The 17062-nt window shown below is 64.8% G+C and carries 15 protein-coding genes; 3 read left to right on the top strand and 12 right to left on the bottom strand.

Features of this window, described 5'->3' with window-relative positions:
- Positions 1 to 31: 31 nt before the first annotated feature.
- The 7 genes from ftsY to coaD form a co-directional block, all read right to left on the bottom strand.
- The gene (gene ftsY / locus AC3WJM_RS10380) at positions 32 to 1255 is read right to left on the bottom strand and encodes a signal recognition particle-docking protein FtsY (protein ID WP_284988341.1); all 1224 of its coding nucleotides are present in this window, start codon (positions 1253 to 1255) and stop codon (positions 32 to 34) included.
- Between the two features lie 20 nt (positions 1256 to 1275).
- Positions 1276 to 4869, bottom strand: a complete 3594-nt coding sequence (gene smc / locus AC3WJM_RS10375; RefSeq protein WP_284988342.1) for a chromosome segregation protein SMC — start codon at positions 4867 to 4869, stop codon at positions 1276 to 1278.
- Between the two features lie 105 nt (positions 4870 to 4974).
- A complete protein-coding gene (gene mutM / locus AC3WJM_RS10370; RefSeq protein WP_492271841.1) occupies positions 4975 to 5946 on the bottom strand; it encodes a bifunctional DNA-formamidopyrimidine glycosylase/DNA-(apurinic or apyrimidinic site) lyase in 972 nt (323 codons plus the stop codon).
- A 6-nt stretch (positions 5947 to 5952) separates the two neighbouring features.
- Positions 5953 to 6684, bottom strand: coding sequence for a ribonuclease III (gene rnc, locus AC3WJM_RS10365; RefSeq protein WP_236811550.1), 732 nt, complete (start codon positions 6682 to 6684; stop codon positions 5953 to 5955).
- A gap of 23 nt (positions 6685 to 6707) precedes the next feature.
- Positions 6708 to 6911, bottom strand: coding sequence for a 50S ribosomal protein L32 (gene rpmF / locus AC3WJM_RS10360; protein WP_028264646.1), 204 nt, complete (start codon positions 6909 to 6911; stop codon positions 6708 to 6710).
- 32 nt (positions 6912 to 6943) lie between these two features.
- Entirely contained in the window at positions 6944 to 7471 is a 528-nt protein-coding gene (locus tag AC3WJM_RS10355; protein WP_059387665.1) for a YceD family protein, read from the bottom strand.
- A 146-nt stretch (positions 7472 to 7617) separates the two neighbouring features.
- Positions 7618 to 8103, bottom strand: a complete 486-nt coding sequence (gene coaD / locus AC3WJM_RS10350; RefSeq protein WP_059387664.1) for a pantetheine-phosphate adenylyltransferase — start codon at positions 8101 to 8103, stop codon at positions 7618 to 7620.
- Positions 8104 to 8208: 105 nt separating this feature from the next.
- On the opposite strand from coaD, the gene AC3WJM_RS10345 reads away from it, so the two are divergent.
- On the top strand, positions 8209 to 9438 hold the full coding sequence (locus AC3WJM_RS10345) for an aminotransferase class I/II-fold pyridoxal phosphate-dependent enzyme (protein ID WP_492271840.1): 1230 nt from the start codon (positions 8209 to 8211) through the stop codon (positions 9436 to 9438).
- A 2-nt stretch (positions 9439 to 9440) separates the two neighbouring features.
- A complete protein-coding gene (locus tag AC3WJM_RS10340; protein WP_492271839.1) occupies positions 9441 to 10229 on the top strand; it encodes a spermidine synthase in 789 nt (262 codons plus the stop codon).
- 20 nt (positions 10230 to 10249) lie between these two features.
- Here AC3WJM_RS10340 and rsmD read toward each other — a convergent pair whose 3' ends face one another.
- From rsmD to thiL, 4 genes are read right to left on the bottom strand one after another with little or no spacing between them, the layout of a single operon-like run.
- Positions 10250 to 10816, bottom strand: a complete 567-nt coding sequence (gene rsmD, locus AC3WJM_RS10335; RefSeq protein ID WP_441437123.1) for a 16S rRNA (guanine(966)-N(2))-methyltransferase RsmD — start codon at positions 10814 to 10816, stop codon at positions 10250 to 10252.
- Between the two features lie 51 nt (positions 10817 to 10867).
- Entirely contained in the window at positions 10868 to 13147 is a 2280-nt protein-coding gene (locus AC3WJM_RS10330) for an ATP-dependent DNA helicase RecG (RefSeq protein WP_492271838.1), read from the bottom strand.
- A complete protein-coding gene (locus AC3WJM_RS10325; protein WP_492271850.1) occupies positions 13137 to 14174 on the bottom strand; it encodes a DAK2 domain-containing protein in 1038 nt (345 codons plus the stop codon). The genes AC3WJM_RS10330 and AC3WJM_RS10325 overlap by 11 nt, the downstream gene beginning before the upstream one ends.
- A gap of 22 nt (positions 14175 to 14196) precedes the next feature.
- Positions 14197 to 15210: a thiamine-phosphate kinase gene (gene thiL / locus AC3WJM_RS10320; protein WP_284988348.1), complete on the bottom strand. Its 1014-nt coding sequence runs from the start codon at positions 15208 to 15210 to the stop codon at positions 14197 to 14199.
- Positions 15211 to 15306: 96 nt separating this feature from the next.
- Here thiL and AC3WJM_RS10315 point away from each other — a divergent pair, with 96 nt between their 5' ends.
- Complete coding sequence (locus AC3WJM_RS10315) at positions 15307 to 15822, top strand: DUF3515 family protein (protein WP_284988349.1); 516 nt, start codon at positions 15307 to 15309, stop codon at positions 15820 to 15822.
- 39 nt (positions 15823 to 15861) lie between these two features.
- Here AC3WJM_RS10315 and AC3WJM_RS10310 read toward each other — a convergent pair whose 3' ends face one another.
- Positions 15862 to 17061: a D-alanine--D-alanine ligase family protein gene (locus tag AC3WJM_RS10310; protein ID WP_492271837.1), complete on the bottom strand. Its 1200-nt coding sequence runs from the start codon at positions 17059 to 17061 to the stop codon at positions 15862 to 15864.
- Between the last annotated feature and the right edge of the window lies 1 nt (position 17062).

The following is a 17062-nucleotide window of genomic DNA, read 5'->3' as shown; positions in this document are numbered from 1 at the left end:
ACAACAACTGCTATCTAGTTGGGCAGGGCGGCTAGTTCAGCAGGGCGTCGACGAAGGCTTCGGCCTCGAACGGCGCGAGGTCGTCCGGGCCTTCGCCCAGTCCAACAAGCTTGACCGGCACGCCGAGGGCCTTTTGGATCGCGACGACGATCCCGCCCTTCGCGGTACCGTCCAGCTTCGTAAGCACGATTCCCGTGATGTTGACTACCTCGGAGAAGACCTTGGCCTGGTTCAGGCCGTTCTGTCCGGTGGTCGCATCCAGTACGAGCAGGACTTCGTCCACTTCGGCCAGCTTCTCGATGACGCGCTTGACCTTGCTGAGCTCGTCCATGAGGCCAACCTTGTTTTGCAAGCGGCCGGCGGTGTCGATCATGACGACATCCACTTCCTGCTCAATGCCGGACTTGACGGCTTCATAGGCGACAGAGGCTGGGTCTGCGCCGACGACGTGCGACCGGACGGTTGCGACGCCGACACGCTGGCCCCACGTAGCGAGCTGCTCGGCAGCCGCTGCGCGGAAGGTGTCGGCCGCGCCCAGCAGGACGTCCTTGTCTTCGGCGACGAGAACGCGCGCCAGCTTGCCGACGGTGGTGGTCTTGCCCACCCCGTTGACGCCGACGACGATCATGATGGCCGGGTGGGCTCCCTTGCGTTCCACGTTCAGGCTGCGGTCCATCGTGGGATCCACGAGCTTGATGAGTTCCTCGCGCAGGAGGGCCTTGACATCCTCGGGGCTACGGGTGCCTTGGACCTTGACCCGCGCACGCAAGGCATCGACCAGCTGCATGGTGGGCTCGGTGCCGAGGTCGGCGAGCAGCAGTGTCTCTTCGACTTCGTCCCAGACGTTTTCGTCGATCTTGTCGCTCGAAAGCAGGGCCAGGAGACCCTTCCCGAGAATGCTGTTCGATTTGACCAACCGCGCGCGAAGCCGGTTGAGGCGGCCCTCGACAGGCGCAGGGGTCTCCACCTGGATAAGTTCCAGTCCCGCGGCGTCGTCCGGAACGTCGGTCTCCGGTACGGCGAGGTCGGCGGGTTCGACGACTGGCCCGGGCGCCGTGCGATCCGGCGCGATCCCGGGGGCGTCGTCGACGATCGTTCCGCCGCCTGCCGGCGCCTTGTCGGCGGGGTCGTTGGCGTCGCGCTTTCCAGCGTAAGTCGAGGAGGACTTCCGCACCTTGAGCAGGACAGGAATCAGCCCTCCGACCACCACGATGGCAGCGACAATGGACAAAATAATGGGGAGGAGATCGTTCACTCCCCTAGCTTCTCACAAAGCTAGACCTCGGCACCGAGCCTTTGGCTGATGACGGTGGACACGCCGTCGCCCCGCATAGTCACTCCGTAGAGGGCGTCCGCGACTTCCATGGTCCGCTTCTGGTGCGTAATGACAATCAGCTGGCTGGACTCGCGCAGCTCTTCGAAAATCGTGATCAGCCTGCCCAGGTTCGTATCGTCCAACGCGGCTTCCACTTCGTCCATGACGTAGAACGGCGAAGGCCGCGCCTTGAAAATCGCCACGAGCAGCGCGACAGCCGTCAACGACCGTTCGCCACCGGAAAGCAAGGACAACCGCTTGATCTTCTTCCCGGCAGGCCGTGCCTCCACCTCGATGCCGGTGGTCAGCATGTCGTTGGGGTCCGTCAGCACCAACTTGCCTTCACCGCCGGGGAAGAGCCGCGCAAAGACGTGGTCGAACTGTTTGGAGGTATCGGCGAAGGCCTCGGCAAAGACCTGCTGGACGCGGTTGTCCACCTCCTTGATGATGTCCAAAAGGTCCTTGCGACTGGACTTGAGGTCTTCCAGCTGCGTGCTCAGGAATTGGTGGCGCTCCTCGAGTGCGGCGAATTCCTCAAGCGCCAGGGGGTTCACTTTGCCAAGGGCTGCGAGGTCCCTTTCGGCCTTGCGGAGCCGTTTCTCCTGCTCGGCGCGGACGAAGGGAACACCCTCGACGATGGCGTTCCCGTCCTCGTCCACCGGCGCGCGGAGTTCGGCCCACTTGTCCACGGCAGCCGCGGGCACGGGAACGGGCTGCTCCGGACCGAAGTCGGCCACGAGTTGTTCCGCCGACAGGCCAAGCTCCTCGATGGCGCGGGTTTCCAGCGTTTCGATCCTGAGCCGTTGCTGGGCTCGCGCGAGTTCGTCGCGGTGGACGGAGTCCGTCAGTCCCGCCAGCTCCTGGGCCAACTTCTCATTGCTGCTCCGGACATCAGCGAGTTCCTTTTCGCGCTGCTCCCGGACGGCCTCGGCGACGTCCCGGGCGCGGGCGGCCAGGTCCACTGACACGTCAACGAAACGCACGGTCTGTTCGACGGCGGAAGCAACGGCGGAAGCCCGCTCGGCTTGCGCTTTGCGACGCAAGGCCCGGCGCGCAGCTTCCTCCCGTGCCCGCCGTTCGCTCGCGGCGGCCCGCTCCAAGGAGGCGGCCCGGTTGCTGGTCGCGGCGAGCTGTTCTTCAGCGCTCCGCAAGCCCAGCCTGACCTCCATCTCACGGGACCGTGCTTCGCTGGCAGCCCTGGCCAAGGCATCGCGTTGCTCCGTGGACGGCTCTTCCTCCTGGGGGGCCTCTTCTGCTGCGGCCAACCGTTCCGCCGCAAGCTCAAGGGACTCCTCTGCCACGGCGATGTTCAGTTCGGCCTTGGCGAGGGACTCCGCCATTCGATCGCGCTCCGCGACGGCGCTGCGCAACTGGGAATTCAAGTGGCCAAGCCGTTCGGCGACGGCAGCCAGGCGGGCATCCGAATCGTGGAGTTTGTCGAGCGCCGCGTTCGCCCGTTCCTGGGCATCGGCCCGGCGTGCTTCGGCTCCAGCCAGGGCGAACTTTCCCCGCTCAAGACGGGTGGCGAGCTCCAGGAGCCGGGCATCGGCGTCGTCCACTGCGGCCTGGACTTCAAGGAGCGACGGCGCCGTGGCCGATCCACCGTCCACCGTCAGTGCCCTGAAGACATCTCCTTCCCGGGTCACTGCGGTAAGCCCCGGGTTGCCGGCAATGAGGCTGGCCGCCGTTTCCAAGTCGTCGACGACGGCGGTGGACGCCAGGAGGGTCATGACGCCTCTCGCTTCGGGAGCGTCAGCCGCCACCAACTCGGCGGCCCAGCGAGCGCCGTCGGGCAGCATCGGCGACTCCGGCAGGCCAGCCTCGGGACCCGCAGAGGGCACAGCGCCTGCCACCAAAAGCGAGGCGCGTCCGGCGTCGGCGTCCTTCAAGAGCCGCATCGCGGCGACGGCCCCCGCGCCGTCCGCCACCACGACGGCGTCGGAAGCACTGCCAAGTGCTGCGGCCACGGCAGTCTCATACCCGGGCTCCACCCTCAGGAGGGAAGCGAGCGGGCCCAACACACCGGGGTGGTCCGAGGACAGAAGCCGCGAGGAGCCATCCTTGCGGTTGAGTCCAAGCTGCAAGGCATCACGGCGGGCGGTGAGCGCATCGCGTTCGCGGACTTCATCGCGTTCGGCAGCCTTCAACGCCTCAATCTCGGCGTTGATCTCGTCAAGAAGGGCGCTGGCGTCTTCGTATTCGGCGTCGAGGCTTTCTTCGCCGTCTTCGACGCCGGCCACTTGCGACTCGAGGGCCGTAAATTCGCTTTGCGCGTGGCGACGACGTTCCTCACCGGCTGCCAGCGATTCCCTGAGCCTGCCCCGCTCAGCCTCAGCCGCCTCGGCCCGGGAGCGTGCGGCGGCCAATTGACCGACGAGCTTCGCGAGGCCTTCACGGCGATCGGCGGCTGCCCGCAACACGGCCGTCAGGCGTTTGTCCTCGGCGGCGGCCAGGTTCTCGGCGTCCTGTTTGGCTGCGGTTGCCTCAAGCAGGCCCGCTTGCTTCGCCAGGATGTCGTGCTCAAGCTCCAATTGTTCCTGCCGGACCCGGGCGGCCTGCCGGTCCAGATGGTCCGGATCGCGGCCTGAATCCGGGGCAGCGTCGGAGGCGCCGAGGAGGCGGCGACGCTCGGTCGCGAGCGATCCCAAGGCGCGGAGCCGGTCCCTGGTTGCGGACAGCTGGTACCAATCGTCCCTGGCCGCATTGAGCCGGGGTGTCGCCTCGGCCGCGAGCTGCTCGAGGCGGATCTGGCGTTGGCGGCCTGCGGCGAGCTCCGCTTCCACTACCTCGCGGCGCTCTTTCAACGCGGCCTCGTCGGCGACATCCTTCTCCAACGCCCGGGTGTGCCGGACTAGATCATCGGCCAGCAGCCGGGACTTGGCGTCGCGGACGTCGAACTGCACGGTCTGGGCGCGGCGGGCGACTTCGGCCTGCTTGCCCAGCGGCGTGAGTTGACGACGGATTTCCGCCGTGAGGTCACCAAGGCGTTGCAGGTTCGCCTGCATGGCTTCCAGCTTGCGGACGGTCTTTTCCTTGCGACGCCGATGCTTGAGGATACCTGCGGCTTCTTCAATGAATCCCCTGCGGTCCTCGGGGGTGGCGTGCAGGACGCGGTCCAGCTGCCCCTGCCCCACGATCACATGCATCTCCCGGCCAAGGCCTGAATCCGAGAGCAATTCCTGGATGTCCAGGAGGCGGCAGGGCGATCCGTTGATGGCGTACTCGGATCCGCCGGTCCGGAAGAGCGTGCGGGAAATGGTGACTTCGCTGTATTCGATCGGCAGGGCGCCGTCGGCGTTGTCGATCGTCAGGGCAACGTGCGCGCGGCCCAGCGGAGGCCGCCCCGATGTGCCGGCGAAGATGACGTCTTCCATTTTGCCGCCGCGCAGGGTCTTGGCGCCCTGTTCGCCCATGACCCAGGCCAGCGCGTCAACCACATTGGACTTGCCCGAACCGTTGGGGCCAACAACGGCGGTGACGCCTGGCTCGAAGTCGAACGTCGTGGCCGACGCGAACGACTTGAATCCCCGGACAGTCAAACTTTTCAGATGCAAGGTGTTTCGAATCTCTTTCAATGTCGCCGGTGGCTACTTTACGGCTAAATCTACTGCCCGACGGCGGAAATCCCTGGATTTGCGGGGCAAACCGGCGAATCCGCGCTACCAGCGGCCGTTGCGCGGCTTCGGCTGGCAGATCGGGCACGTGTACGAGGAGCGGTTCATGAATTGCTCGCGTTTGATCACACCTGGAAGTCCAACGGCGGAACAACGCCTGCACGGCTCGCCCGTCCGTCCATAGGCATCCAAGGACCGGGCGAAGTATCCCGAAACTCCGTTGACATTGACGTAAAGCGAATCGAAGCTCGTCCCGCCGGCTGCGAGGGCGTCGCTCATGACTTCCTTCGCGGCATCGACGAGCCTCACGGCATCGGCCCGCTTGAGGGTGTCTGTCGGTTTGGCATAGTGCAGCTTGGCCCGCCAGAGCGATTCGTCGGCGTAGATGTTGCCTATCCCGGAGACGACTCCCTGATCCAACAGGGCACGCTTGAGCCCGGTCTTGCGGGCTTTGACCTTGCGGTAGAAGTCGTCAAAGGAAAAGTGCGGGTCCAGCGGATCGCGGGCGATGTGCGAGGCTTCTTCGGCAATTTCGGGAAGTGGCGTCTCGCCTTGGCCGCCGGGACCGCCGTCGAAGGTCGGTACAAGGGACGTGACAAACAGTCCGCCGAAAATCCGCTGGTCCACAAACCGCAACTCCTCGGGCATGCCGTCGGAGCTGCTGAGACGGAGACGGACTTTGAGGTGCTTCTCGTCGGGGACGGCAGGGTCCTGCATGAGGAGCTGCCCGCTCATGCCGAGGTGTGCCATCAGCGCGACGCCGGGCATCGCGTCGCCGGACACGGCCTCGCCGGTGCTGCGGGGTTCCTCGGTCCTCAGCGGCATCCACAGGAACTTGCCGCGGCGGACGACATCCAAAACCGTGGAGTTCTCAAGGTTGCCGATGAAGTCTTCCGTGCCCAACGCGTGACGGCGGATGGAACGGGGGTCGAGGACCTCCACGGAGGTAATGGTCCGGCCGCGCACCCAACGTGCCAGGCCGCGGCGGACCACTTCGACTTCGGGCAGTTCCGGCATGTGGAATCAGGCGCTGTGCGCAGGATCAGCCGGAGAGTCGGCTTTGCTGTTCAGCGTGACCTTGCTGTTAAGCGTGCGCCACGCATCTGCGGCGGCTTCCTGCTCGGCTTCCTTTTTGGAGTGGCCCGTGCCTTTGCCGTAGGCGGTGCCGCCGATCTGGAGCACTGCCTCAAAGCTGCGCGCGTGGTCCGGGCCGGAGCCTTCGACGGCATAGTAGATGGACCCGAGCTGGCGGCTCGCGGCAAGCTCCTGCATACTTGTCTTCCAGTCGGTGCCGGCCCCAAGGGCTGCGGCGTCCTTCAGCAAGGGACCAACGAGCCGCATGACGAGCTGCCGGGCGGTCTCAATGTCGTTGGAAAGATAGGTGGCGCCGATGAGCGCTTCCATGGTGTCCGCAAGAATTGAAGACTTGTTCTTACCGTCGGTGAGCCTTTCGCCCTGCCCGAGGTAGATGAATTCGCCGATGCCGAGGTCCCGGCCGATACCCGCCAACGCGCGGGTGCTGACGACGGCGGAGCGTCGCTTCGCGAGTTCGCCTTCCGGCAGTGCCGGGTTGTCGCGATAGAGCGAATCGGTCACGGAAAAGCCCAGGATGGAGTCGCCCAGGAACTCGAGGCGCTCGTTGGTGGGGATCCCGCCATTTTCATACGCGTATGAACGATGTGTCAGAGCAAGACGAAGCGTCTCGGCGTCAATGGAGACACCGAGACGCTTCAGAAGCTCTTCAGTTGAAGACATCCTTTGTCAGCCTTGTGGCGGATTTAGACGTCAGCGACCTTGCGGCCCTTGTATTCAAGGAACAGCGCAGTCCCGGCAGAGTCGGTGACGACCTTTGCCTGGTGCGGCAGGCTGTAAACAACCTGGCCGTTTTCGATGGTCTTGACCAAGTTGGGGGCAGTTGCCTTCCACTGGGCACGGCGGGCGCGTGTATTTGCGCGAGACATTTTCCGCTTGGGAACAGCCACGGCTATCTCATTTCTCTTTTAGTCAGCACTTACTAATCAGTTTGCCGGTCGGTCTTAGCCAGTTCAGCTAGGGCAGCCCAGCGAGGATCCAGGTCCTCGTGGTGGTGCCCCGGCTCGTCTTCCAGACGCACTCCGCATATTGAGCAGAGGCCCTGGCAGTCTTCCCGGCACACCGGCTGGAACGGCAGCATGGTTACAACCGCGTCCCGCAACACCGGTTCAAGATCGATTAGATCGTGCTCGACTCGACGTTGCTCTTCATCGTCTTCTTCGTCCGAAAGCTCGACGCCCTCATAGAAGAAAAGTTCTTGCACATTGACCTCAAGGTCATACGCAAGGGGATCCAGGCATCGTCCGCATTCGCCCTTGACTTCAGCGAATACGGTTCCAGATACCAGAATTCCTTCGTGTACGGCCTCAAGCCTCAAGTCGAGCTCGATATCCGAGCCTTCCTGAACGCCAATGAGTGCCACGCCAAGGTCACTTGGCGCGGGTACATGTTCCGTGAGCGTCCGCATGCTTCCTGGACTACGTCCGAGGTCCTTGACGTCCAGCGTCAAGGGCGAACTTGCATCTCGCTTAATGAGAACTCCTGTAGAACATATGACCGACGTACCATCTTAGCCTGAACGCGCGAGCGGACTCAAACCGGGTCAATTACAACGCGTTCTGCCCGAGGTACCGATCCAGCTTACCCGTTGCGGGGCTACTCCGCTGCCGACCCGCCAGCAAGGAGCCTCCTGAGCACCGATTTAGGCACGAAATCGGAGACATCCCCGCCCAGGAGGGAGATTTCCTTGATGAGCGTGGACGACAAATGCAGGTAATGGGCCTCCGCCGGAAGAAAGACGGTCTCGACGCCGGACAACTGGCGGTTCATGGTGGCCATGGGAAGTTCGTAGTCAAAATCCGAGGACGAACGCAAGCCCTTCACTATCGCCGAAATTCCCCGGTGCCTGCAGTATTCGGCGAGCAGTCCCTCACCCATGGGCTCCACGATGATCCCCCGCAAGGAAGCCAGGGTCTCCCGGGCCATGTCCATGCGCTCTTCCAAGCTGAAGCGGTACTTCTTCGCGTAGTTGGTGGACACCGCGACGACGACTTCATCGAACAAGCCGGCGGCCCTTGCGATGACTTCCAGATGTCCGTTGTGGATAGGGTCGAAGGAGCCAGGGCACACAGCGCGTCTCATGGTTCGAACCTACCCCATCCGGGGCCGCAGGCACTATGGCGATACCATGGCTGAAACGGCGGGCCGGACGAGCCGGAAGCCAGCACCCAGGAAGGCAACCCCACAGTGACGAGCCCGGCCTCTCTCAGCCAGAACACGTCCGCCGCGCCATGGCAGCGAGCCGCCAGCGGAGCCAACCTGCTTTCGGCCGACGGCAGCCTAGGAGTGACCATCTTCGAAGAAATGACCACCCTGGCGATGTCCACCGGCGCCATCAACCTGGGCCAGGGATTCCCGGACGAGGACGGGCCGGCGGAAATCAAGGCAGCAGCCCAGGCGGCCATTACGGCGGGAGCCAACCAGTACGCTCCCGGCAAGGGCATCCCTGAACTTCGCGAGGCCATCGCCGCACACCAGGAACGCTTCTACGGACTGACCCCGGACCCGCAGACGGAGGTCGTTGTGACCACCGGAGCCACCGAGGCCATCGCCGCCGCATTGCTCGCATTCATCGAGCCCGGCGACGAGGTCCTGACTTTCGAGCCCTTCTATGACTCTTATGGCGCCATCATCGGACTTGCCGGGGCCAAGCATGTGACCGCTCCCTTGCTGGCACCGGACTTCCTTCCGGACGTGGATGCCATGGAATCGGCATTCAGCGAGCGCACCAAGGTTGTGCTGCTCAACAACCCGCACAATCCCACGGGGGCGGTCTTCCCGCGCGAGGTGCTGGTACGCGTCGTCGAACTCGCCCGGAAATACGATGCCGTGATCCTCAGCGATGAAGTCTACGAGCACCTCACCTTCGGTGTGCAGCACCTTCCGGTCGCCGGTATCCCCGGAGCGGCCGAACGAAGCGTCACGATTTCCTCGGCCGGCAAGACGTTCTCGTTCACCGGCTGGAAGATCGGCTGGCTCAGCGGACCCGCCCACCTTGTGGCGGCGATCCGCACCGTCAAACAATTCCTCAGCTACAGTTCCGGCACCCCCTTCCAAAGTGCGATCGCAGCGGGCCTTGCCCTTCCCGATGAGTTCTATAGCGGTATCGCGTCCAACCTCCAGCACAAGCGTGACATCCTGGCCGAGGGACTGCGGGCCGCCGGCTTCGGCGTCTACACGCCGCAGGGAACATACTTCATCAATGTGGACACCGCGCCCCTCGGCATCAGGGACTCCGTGGACTTGGCACGAAAGCTTCCGGAGCTCGTAGGAGTGGCCGCCATCCCTGTACCCGTGTTTTGCCACCCGGAAGGCGCGGAGAGGACGCGCAGCCTGCTCCGGTTCGCGTTCTGCAAGAAGACCGAAGTATTGGAAGAAGCGGCCGCCCGGCTGGCCACCCTGCGGAACAAGCTCTGACCGTGTCAACGGGGCAAAATCACGAGGGGCGTCGATTCCTGCGGGCCACCGGCCAGCATGCCGCAATCGAAGCCGACACGCTGATCGACGGCGCCTACATCCTGCGCATCGGCGACGCCGAGCAATCCCATGTCAACCTCGCGGAACCCGCGGAAATCTTCTACGAATACCTGCGCAGGATCGGCCATGTGGTGGATCTGGCCGCGCCGGCCGGACAAGCAATCACTGCACTTCATCTCGGCGCTGGGGCCTTGACCCTGGCCCGCTATATCCAGGCGACGAGGCCAGGTTCGGACCAACACGCCGTCGAACTCGAACGTGAATTGCTCGACTTCGTGCTGCAGAAGTTGCCCATGCCTGACGGCACCCTTTTGGAGACCCATATCGGCGACGCGCGCGAAACACTCGCCGAACTGCCCGCGGAACTCGAGTTCGACGTCGTGATCCTGGACATCTTCTCCGGTCCCGAGGCTCCGGCGCATATCGCCTGCCAGGAATTCTATGAAGAGGCCGCGGCGCGGCTCCGGCCCGATGGAGTGCTCATCGTCAACGTCGGCGACGAAGCAGCCCTGACCCTGGTACGCAGCCAGGTCGCCGCGATGCGCCGGGCGGTGCCGGACGTTGCCGCGTTCGCTGAGGCTGGCATGTTCGCCGGCCGCTATCCCGGCAACATCATCCTGGTGGGAACGCGCCGGCCGTGGCCGGCTGGCTGGACAGCGGAACTCCTGGCCCGGGGGCCGCACCCGGCGGCCGTACTGAGCGGAGTGGAACTGGACCGGTTGTCGGGCTAGCGCCGGCTTTCGGGCTAGCGCTAGACGGGCTCGGCGAACCAGAGCTTGGTTTCGCCGTACTTTTTGTCGGCAAACCGTTCCAGGGTGTCCGGCCAGTCCGGTTCCGGGGACCGTGAGGAACGCTCGACGACCACCACCGCGCCTTCATCGAGGTGGAAGGCAAGCTTGGTGAGGACAGCCTTGAGGGAAGGCTCATCCAAAGGGTACGGCGGATCCAGGAACACCAGGTCCCAGAGGACGTCATCCGCCGCGCGTTCCAGGAAGGACTCCACTTTGGAACGTAGGACCGAGACAGTCCTTCGCCCCAGCACTTGGTTGGCCATGTCTGCATTTCGCTGGCAGACCTCGGAGGCGCGTGCATCAAATTCCACGAGTTCGGCAGTGCGCGCCCCCCGGCTTGCACTTTCGATGCCGAGAGACCCCGAACCCGCATAAAGATCCAGAACCCGGGCGTCGTCGATGGCGTCGAGCGCCTCGAGCCGGGAGAACAACGCTTCCTTGACGCGGTCCGTCGTGGGCCGGGTGGCGTTTCCGGGGACGCTGACCAGCGGGTTTCCGCCGACCACGCCGGCAATGATCCGGCTCACCGGCCACCTCCCGGTCCGGCGCACCCAGATGTGCCTTCAGGCGTAGATTCCTTAGCCGCGTTCAAGGAACGCCTCCTTTTCGGGGTTCAGATACTCGTCAATTGCGGCGGCCAAGGCCTGTTGGCCCTCCAGTCCGGGATCGTTGGCAACGAGCCACTGGGCATCGGTGCGGGCGCGGGCGATCACGTCCTCATGCTCCAGGACCCGCAACAACTTCAGGGTGGAGCGCCCGCCGGATTGCGAAGCGCCCAGGATATCGCCTTCCCGGCGCAGCTTGAGGTCTTCCTGGGAAAGCTCGAAGCCGTCGGTAGTGGAAGCAACGGCATCCAGGCGCCTGCGGCTTGGGTGGCCGGGTTCGAGCGTCGTGACCAGCAGGCAAGTCCCCGGAAGACCACCGCGGCCTACCCTCCCACGCAACTGGTGGAGTTGCGAAATGCCGAAGCGGTCGGCGTCGAGGATCACCATCAGGGTGGCGTTATGGACGTCCACGCCCACCTCAATGACCGTGGTGGACACCAGTAGCTGGGTCTGGTTGGCGGTGAACGAGGCCATGGTTTCGGACTTGAGTGCCGGATCCTGCCGTCCGTGGAGGGGCTCCACCCGGACGCCGCGCAGGGCGGGCTCCTGGCTGAGCGTTTCAACGACGGCGGTCACCGAGGCGAGCTCGCGCGCGGGGCCTTCCTCCGAAAGTTCGGCGTCGCTGGGTTCCGTTTCACCCGGGCTGAAGTCGCCGTCGTCGTCGTCTCCGATCTTGGGACACACGACGTACACCTGGTGGCCGGCGTCGATCTCTTCCCGCGAGCGTTTCCAGATCCTGGCCGCCCAGCCCGGGTTTTCGGCGAGCCCGACGACATGGGTGGAGATGGGCGCCCGGCCCGCAGGAAGTTCGTCCAGCACGGAGGTTTCGAGGTCGCCGAAGACGGTCATGGCAACAGTGCGCGGAATCGGGGTAGCCGTCATCACCAGCAGGTGGGGTGGCCGGTTGGCCTTGGCCCGCAGGGCGTCGCGCTGCTCCACGCCAAAGCGGTGCTGCTCGTCCACCACGATCAGGCCGAGATCCTGGAACGAGGTTTTGTCACTCAGGAGCGCATGGGTGCCGATCACAATGCCGGCGTTGCCCGAGGCCGCGTCCAGCATGGCTTGCTTGCGGGCAGCAGTCGGCATCGAGCCCGTCAGCAAGGCGACCTGGACCGTACCGGGTCCACTCCCGGGCTCGCTGTCCAACAATCCGGCCCCGCCCAGCATCCCGGCACCTCCGAACAAACCGTCGCGGGACAGCGTGCCCAGGGTCTTCCGGATGGAATCAAAGTGCTGTGCCGCGAGGACCTCCGTCGGGGCAAGCAGCGCCGCCTGCCCGCCGGCATCCACCACTTGCAGCATGGCCCGCAAGGCGACGATCGTCTTTCCGGAACCAACTTCGCCCTGCAACAAGCGGTTCATGGGCGAGTCCTGTGCCAGCTCGTGGGAAAGCGTCTTTCCGACGGCGGCCTGGCCGGCAGTCAACGTGAACGGAAGCTGCCCGTCGAAGGCAGCGAGGAGCCCTTCGGGCACCGGCCGACGAGCGGTAGCCTCCTCTGCGGCCAACTGGGCCCGCCGCCGTGCCAGCGCAGTCTGCAGAACCAGTGCCTCCTGGTAGCGGAACCGGTCACGGGCGCGCTGCCAGTCAGCCGCCGTTTCCGGAGAATGGATCAGCCGGTACGCGTCCCCCACCCCCAGGAATTTCTCCCGGAACGCGATTTCGGCAGGCAGCGGATCCTGGATGCTGTCCACATCGATGGTGTCCAGCAGCGTGGTGATGACCTTGTGGATGGACCAACTGGTGAGCTTCGCCGTGGCCGGATACACGGGAATGGGCATGGCTGCAAGCTTTTCCGGATCGACGGAACCGGCCAGCTCCGGATCCTCGTCGAGCAGCATGAAGTCCGGATTGGTCATGCCCAGCGATCCGCCGTAGCGGCTGACCTTGCCGGAGAACATCACCCTGCGGCCCGGTTGAAGCTCATTGCGGGCGCGGAAGCCGTTGAAGAAACTGATCTTCAAGGTTCCGGGAATCTGCTCACCGCTGGCCTCGTCCGTCACCACGACGTCCGTCAAAGATCCGCGCCTTGCCCGCATTTGGCGGGTTGAATTGGACAGCACCCTGGCAATGAGGGTGGCCTCTTCATCCAACGGCAGTTTACTGATGGGCGTCAGCTCCCCGCGGCTCAGGTAACGACGGGGAAAGTAGTTCAGGAGCTCCCCGACAGTGTCCAGGCCAAGGTGCTTCTCGATGACGGACGCGGAGCGTTTACCGATCCTCCGCTCGAGGGGAAGGTGAAGCTCAGTATTCATGCCCGTGCAGGCCTGCCGGAAGGCCTGGGTCGCGCGGCATGGAGAGCTGGCTGACGGAGATATCGGTGGGCTCGCCGAGCGAGCGGATGACTGCCACGGCGGATTCAGCTTCCGGAACGTGGACGTGGACGCGCCACCGGTAGCTGGCTTCTGCGGCGTCCTCGTCGTCATCGTCGTCGTCCCCGCCATCATTCGGTCCCGATGGGCCGCTCGCGCTGCCCACTTGGCTCATGATGACGGAGTCGCCAAGTTCGTCCAGCCGCTGACGGAGCGTGGCAGCGTCCAACGGTGAAAGGCTGATGGTGCACATGACCTCGACGCCGTCGTCGTCGGGCATTCCCGCATGGATGTGCGGATCCTGCAGGTCATAGCCGTGCAGCCCGTCCAGGAGCTCATCCTGGAGTTCTTCCCCAAGCACAGCCGAACGCAGGCAGTCCAGGATCAAGAGCATGCCCACCCCACCCGCATCCACTACGTGCGCGGCGTGTAGCGGCGCGAGTTGCTCCTCGGTTTGCACCACAGCATCCAGCGCGGCATTGACGGCGGCGTCCAGGGCAAGGCCCAGCGCCTGGTTGCTGTCGTCGCCGTTGTGGGCACTATCGCATTCGCCTGCCGCCCTGGCGGCAGCCTCGAGAACGGAGAGCATGGTGCCCGGAACCGGCTCGCTCAAGGCCGACCATGCCCTGATCTGGGCCCGGTTCAGGGCTGCGGCAAGCAGGGGCGCACTGAGGCGGGTGTGCCCGACCAGCGGCTCGGCCATTGCGCACAAAAAGACAGCAAAGAGTGTTCCGGAGTTCCCCCGGGCCTGCTCCATCGCCACCCGTCCGGCCGCGGCCAGAACGGCGCCGACGTCGTTCACCGGTTCGTCGGCGATGGAACGATCTGCGAATGATGCCGCGGCGGAGCGGACAGTGAGGTAGAGGTTCGTGCCGGTGTCGCCGTCGGCCACCGGGAAGATATTGATGGCGTTGAGGCGGTCGCTGTGGTTCCCGAGCGTCGTCTCCGCTTTGCCCAGCCACCGCTTCATGGCGTGCGTATTGGCGGCAATCTTAGTCTGCAAAGTGATCCCATCCCACGGTGTCAGCGGGCATTCCCGCTATCCGGACGCCGCTGTGCTGTCCTTCGGCAACGGCCTGGATCGAGCCTATCGCAGTGAAGCCGGAAGGTAGCTGAACATCTGCTGGAAATGTCACCAGCAGGCCGTGGTCCTCTCCCCCGCCCAGGATCCAGTCCATGGGATCGCGGCCAAGGGGAGCCGAGGCAGCTTCCAAGGGTGCGGCGAGTGCCTTGAGCGCGATGGGATCGAGGTCGAGCGCGACGCCGCTGGCTTCGGCGAGGCGGGAGCCGTCGCGCAAGAGCCCGTCGGAGACGTCCATCATGGCCGTCGCTCCTGCCTTGGCAGCCTGCGGGCCTGCGGCGAGGGGCGGCTGCGGCCGGCACTGGCTGTCCATGAGTGCGCGCTGGGCGGCGTCCAGCTTGCCTACGGGTATGGTGCTTTCGAGCAGGGCCAGACCGGCTGCGGCACGTCCAACAGTTCCGGCAAGGGCCAGAATGTCTCCCGGCCGGGCCCCGGACCGCAAGACAGCAGGGAGTCCGTGCATTGTCCCGACGACGGCGACGGTCACCGCGATTTCGCGGCCGCGGCCCAGGTCTCCCCCGGCAACCGAACAATCGGCAGCCCCCAAGCCGACGATGCCGGCCGTGAGGCCATCCGCGAAGTCCACGACCCACTGCACCGGGGTGCCGGGCGGCATGGTCAAGCTGACGACGAGGGAGACGGCGGTACCACCCATTGCGTTGATGTCGCTGAGATTCTGGGCTGCCGATTTCCAGCCGACGTCATAGCCTGTAGTCCGGTATCCGTTGTTCCATTCCAGGCGGAAGTCCTGGTCCTGGGTCTGGGTGTCGATGGAAATGAGGGTCCGGCCATCCGGGGCGGCGACGACTGCGGCGTCATCCCCCGGCCCGAGCAGCACGCTGTTGCTGTGGTTCAGGCGCGGAAAGATGCGCGCGAGGAGCTCGCCTTCGGAGAGCTCACCGACAGTCTGTTGTTCTTTGGACACAGCTCTACGCTATCGCGAACCGCCGACAACAAAGAGCTGTCCGTGGCGCCCGCTTCCCCGATCCTCGGCTCGCCGCAGCCGCGATAGGCTTGATCAATGCATCAAACGAAAGCCGCTGTGTACGTCCGCGCCCTCTGTTCCTTGACAGCCGCGGCGGCTTCGGTTCTTGCCCTTGCAGCCTGCTCCCCCGTGGTCGACGTGAAGCCCGCGGCCGATGCCGCGAATGCTGCCTGCGCGCCCATGATGGTTTCGCTCCCGGACACCATCGGCGACGCCGCCCTGCGGAAGACCAATAGCCAGGCCACGGCGGCATGGGGCGACCCGTCGGTGTTGATTCTGCGTTGCGGCGTCAACGTCCCCGGCCCCACCACCGACCGCTGCGTCACCGTCAACGACGTCGACTGGGTCATCAAGGAAGGCGACCCGGTATGGACCCTGACCACGTACGGGCGCGAGCCCGCCACGGAAATCCTCATGGACCCGAACAAGATCAGCTCCGCCACGGTCCTTGCCGATCTGGCGCCTGCGGCGGCGAAAATCAAGGCCGTGCGCAAATGCGTCGGCCAGCCTGAGCTGCTGCAGAACCTGCCCACGAGCACCCCCGGCAAGTAGCAGGCTCAGCCCAGGCCGGTCGTCGGCGCCGGCCGGCTATCAGCGCAGGCCGGTTTTGCGGTTGAGCGCCAGGTAGATGAGTTCGTCGATCAACTCGGCATAGCCCAACCCGGAAGCCGCCCACATTTGCGGATACATGCTCTTCGGGGTGAATCCGGGCATCGTGTTGATCTCGTTGATGATAAGTTCGCCGTTCGGAGTGTAGAAAAAGTCCACGCGGCTGAGGCCTTCGGCACCGACCGCATCGAACGCGGCCGCCGCGAGCTCGCGGACGCGCGCAATGGCCTCGTCGGGAATGTCGGCCGGGCAGCTAAGGGCTGCTGCGCCGTCCTCCACATATTTGGCGTTGAAGTCGTAGAACTCGTGTTCTCCTGGAGCGACGGCGATTTCCCCCGGCATGGAGGTTCGCGGGGCCGCAGTGCCACGTCCTTCAAGGACTGCGCACTCGATTTCGCGGCCGACAATCCCGGCCTCGATCACCAGCTTGAGGTCGTGCCGCCGTGCTTCTTCGATGGCGGCATCCAAATCATCCATCGAATCAACCTTGGAAATTCCCATCGAGGAACCGGCGCGGGCGGGCTTCACGAAGACGGGAAAGCCGAGACGGTCCACGCGCTTGCGCACGGCTTCGGCGTCGTTGATCCATTCGCGGTCAGTGACGGCGACATACGGTCCCACGGTAAGCCCGGCGGCCTCGAAAACGACCTTCATGTAGTGCTTGTCCATGCCGACGGCGGATGCGAGGACTCCCGCTCCAACGTAGCGGGTGTCCGAGAGCTCCAAGAGGCCCTGGATGGTGCCGTCTTCGCCCCACGGGCCGTGCAGGAGCGGAAAGACGACGTCCACGGAGCCCAGTTCCTCGGGCACCGCATTTGGCGCCGTGACGATCAATTGGTGGGCTCCGCCCACCTCGGCGAGGGTTACGGTCTTGCCGGAAGGCAGCACTTCAGGCAAGGCCGAGGCGCTCAGCGACCACTGGCTGATGTCAGCCGAGGGAATCACCCACTGGCCTGACTTGGCTATCCCGATGGGGACGACGTCGTACTTGCTCTTGTCGATGGCGCCCATGACGCCGGCCGCCGTCACGCAGCTGACCGCGTGCTCGCTGGATCGGCCACCAAAGAGCACGGCGACGCGGGGCCGCCGATGTTTGGCCGGCTTCGCGGACCCGGCAGTTCCGGCAGAAGCGGTTGTTCCGGCGGACTCAGCGGTTCCGGCAGACAGGGATTCTTCGGTCACG

This window comes from Arthrobacter sp. FW306-1B-G06A (genome assembly GCF_058781765.1).
This window is presented reverse-complemented; position numbering and strand designations above follow the sequence as displayed.

What these genes read in the sequence shown, in the direction of transcription:
- mutM (WP_492271841.1), bottom strand. Translation starts at nt 5,946, where the DNA reads ATGCCGGAACTGCCCGAAGTCGAAGTGGTCCGCCGCGGCCTGGCACGT.
- rnc (WP_236811550.1), bottom strand. Translation starts at nt 6,684, where the DNA reads ATGTCTTCAACTGAAGAGCTTCTGAAGCGTCTCGGTGTCTCCATTGAC.
- coaD (WP_059387664.1), bottom strand. Translation starts at nt 8,103, where the DNA reads ATGAGACGCGCTGTGTGCCCTGGCTCCTTCGACCCTATCCACAACGGA.
- AC3WJM_RS10330 (WP_492271838.1), bottom strand. Translation starts at nt 13,147, where the DNA reads ATGAATACTGAGCTTCACCTTCCCCTCGAGCGGAGGATCGGTAAACGC.
- AC3WJM_RS10325 (WP_492271850.1), bottom strand. Translation starts at nt 14,174, where the DNA reads ATGAAGCGGTGGCTGGGCAAAGCGGAGACGACGCTCGGGAACCACAGC.
- AC3WJM_RS10315 (WP_284988349.1), top strand. Translation starts at nt 15,307, where the DNA reads ATGCATCAAACGAAAGCCGCTGTGTACGTCCGCGCCCTCTGTTCCTTG.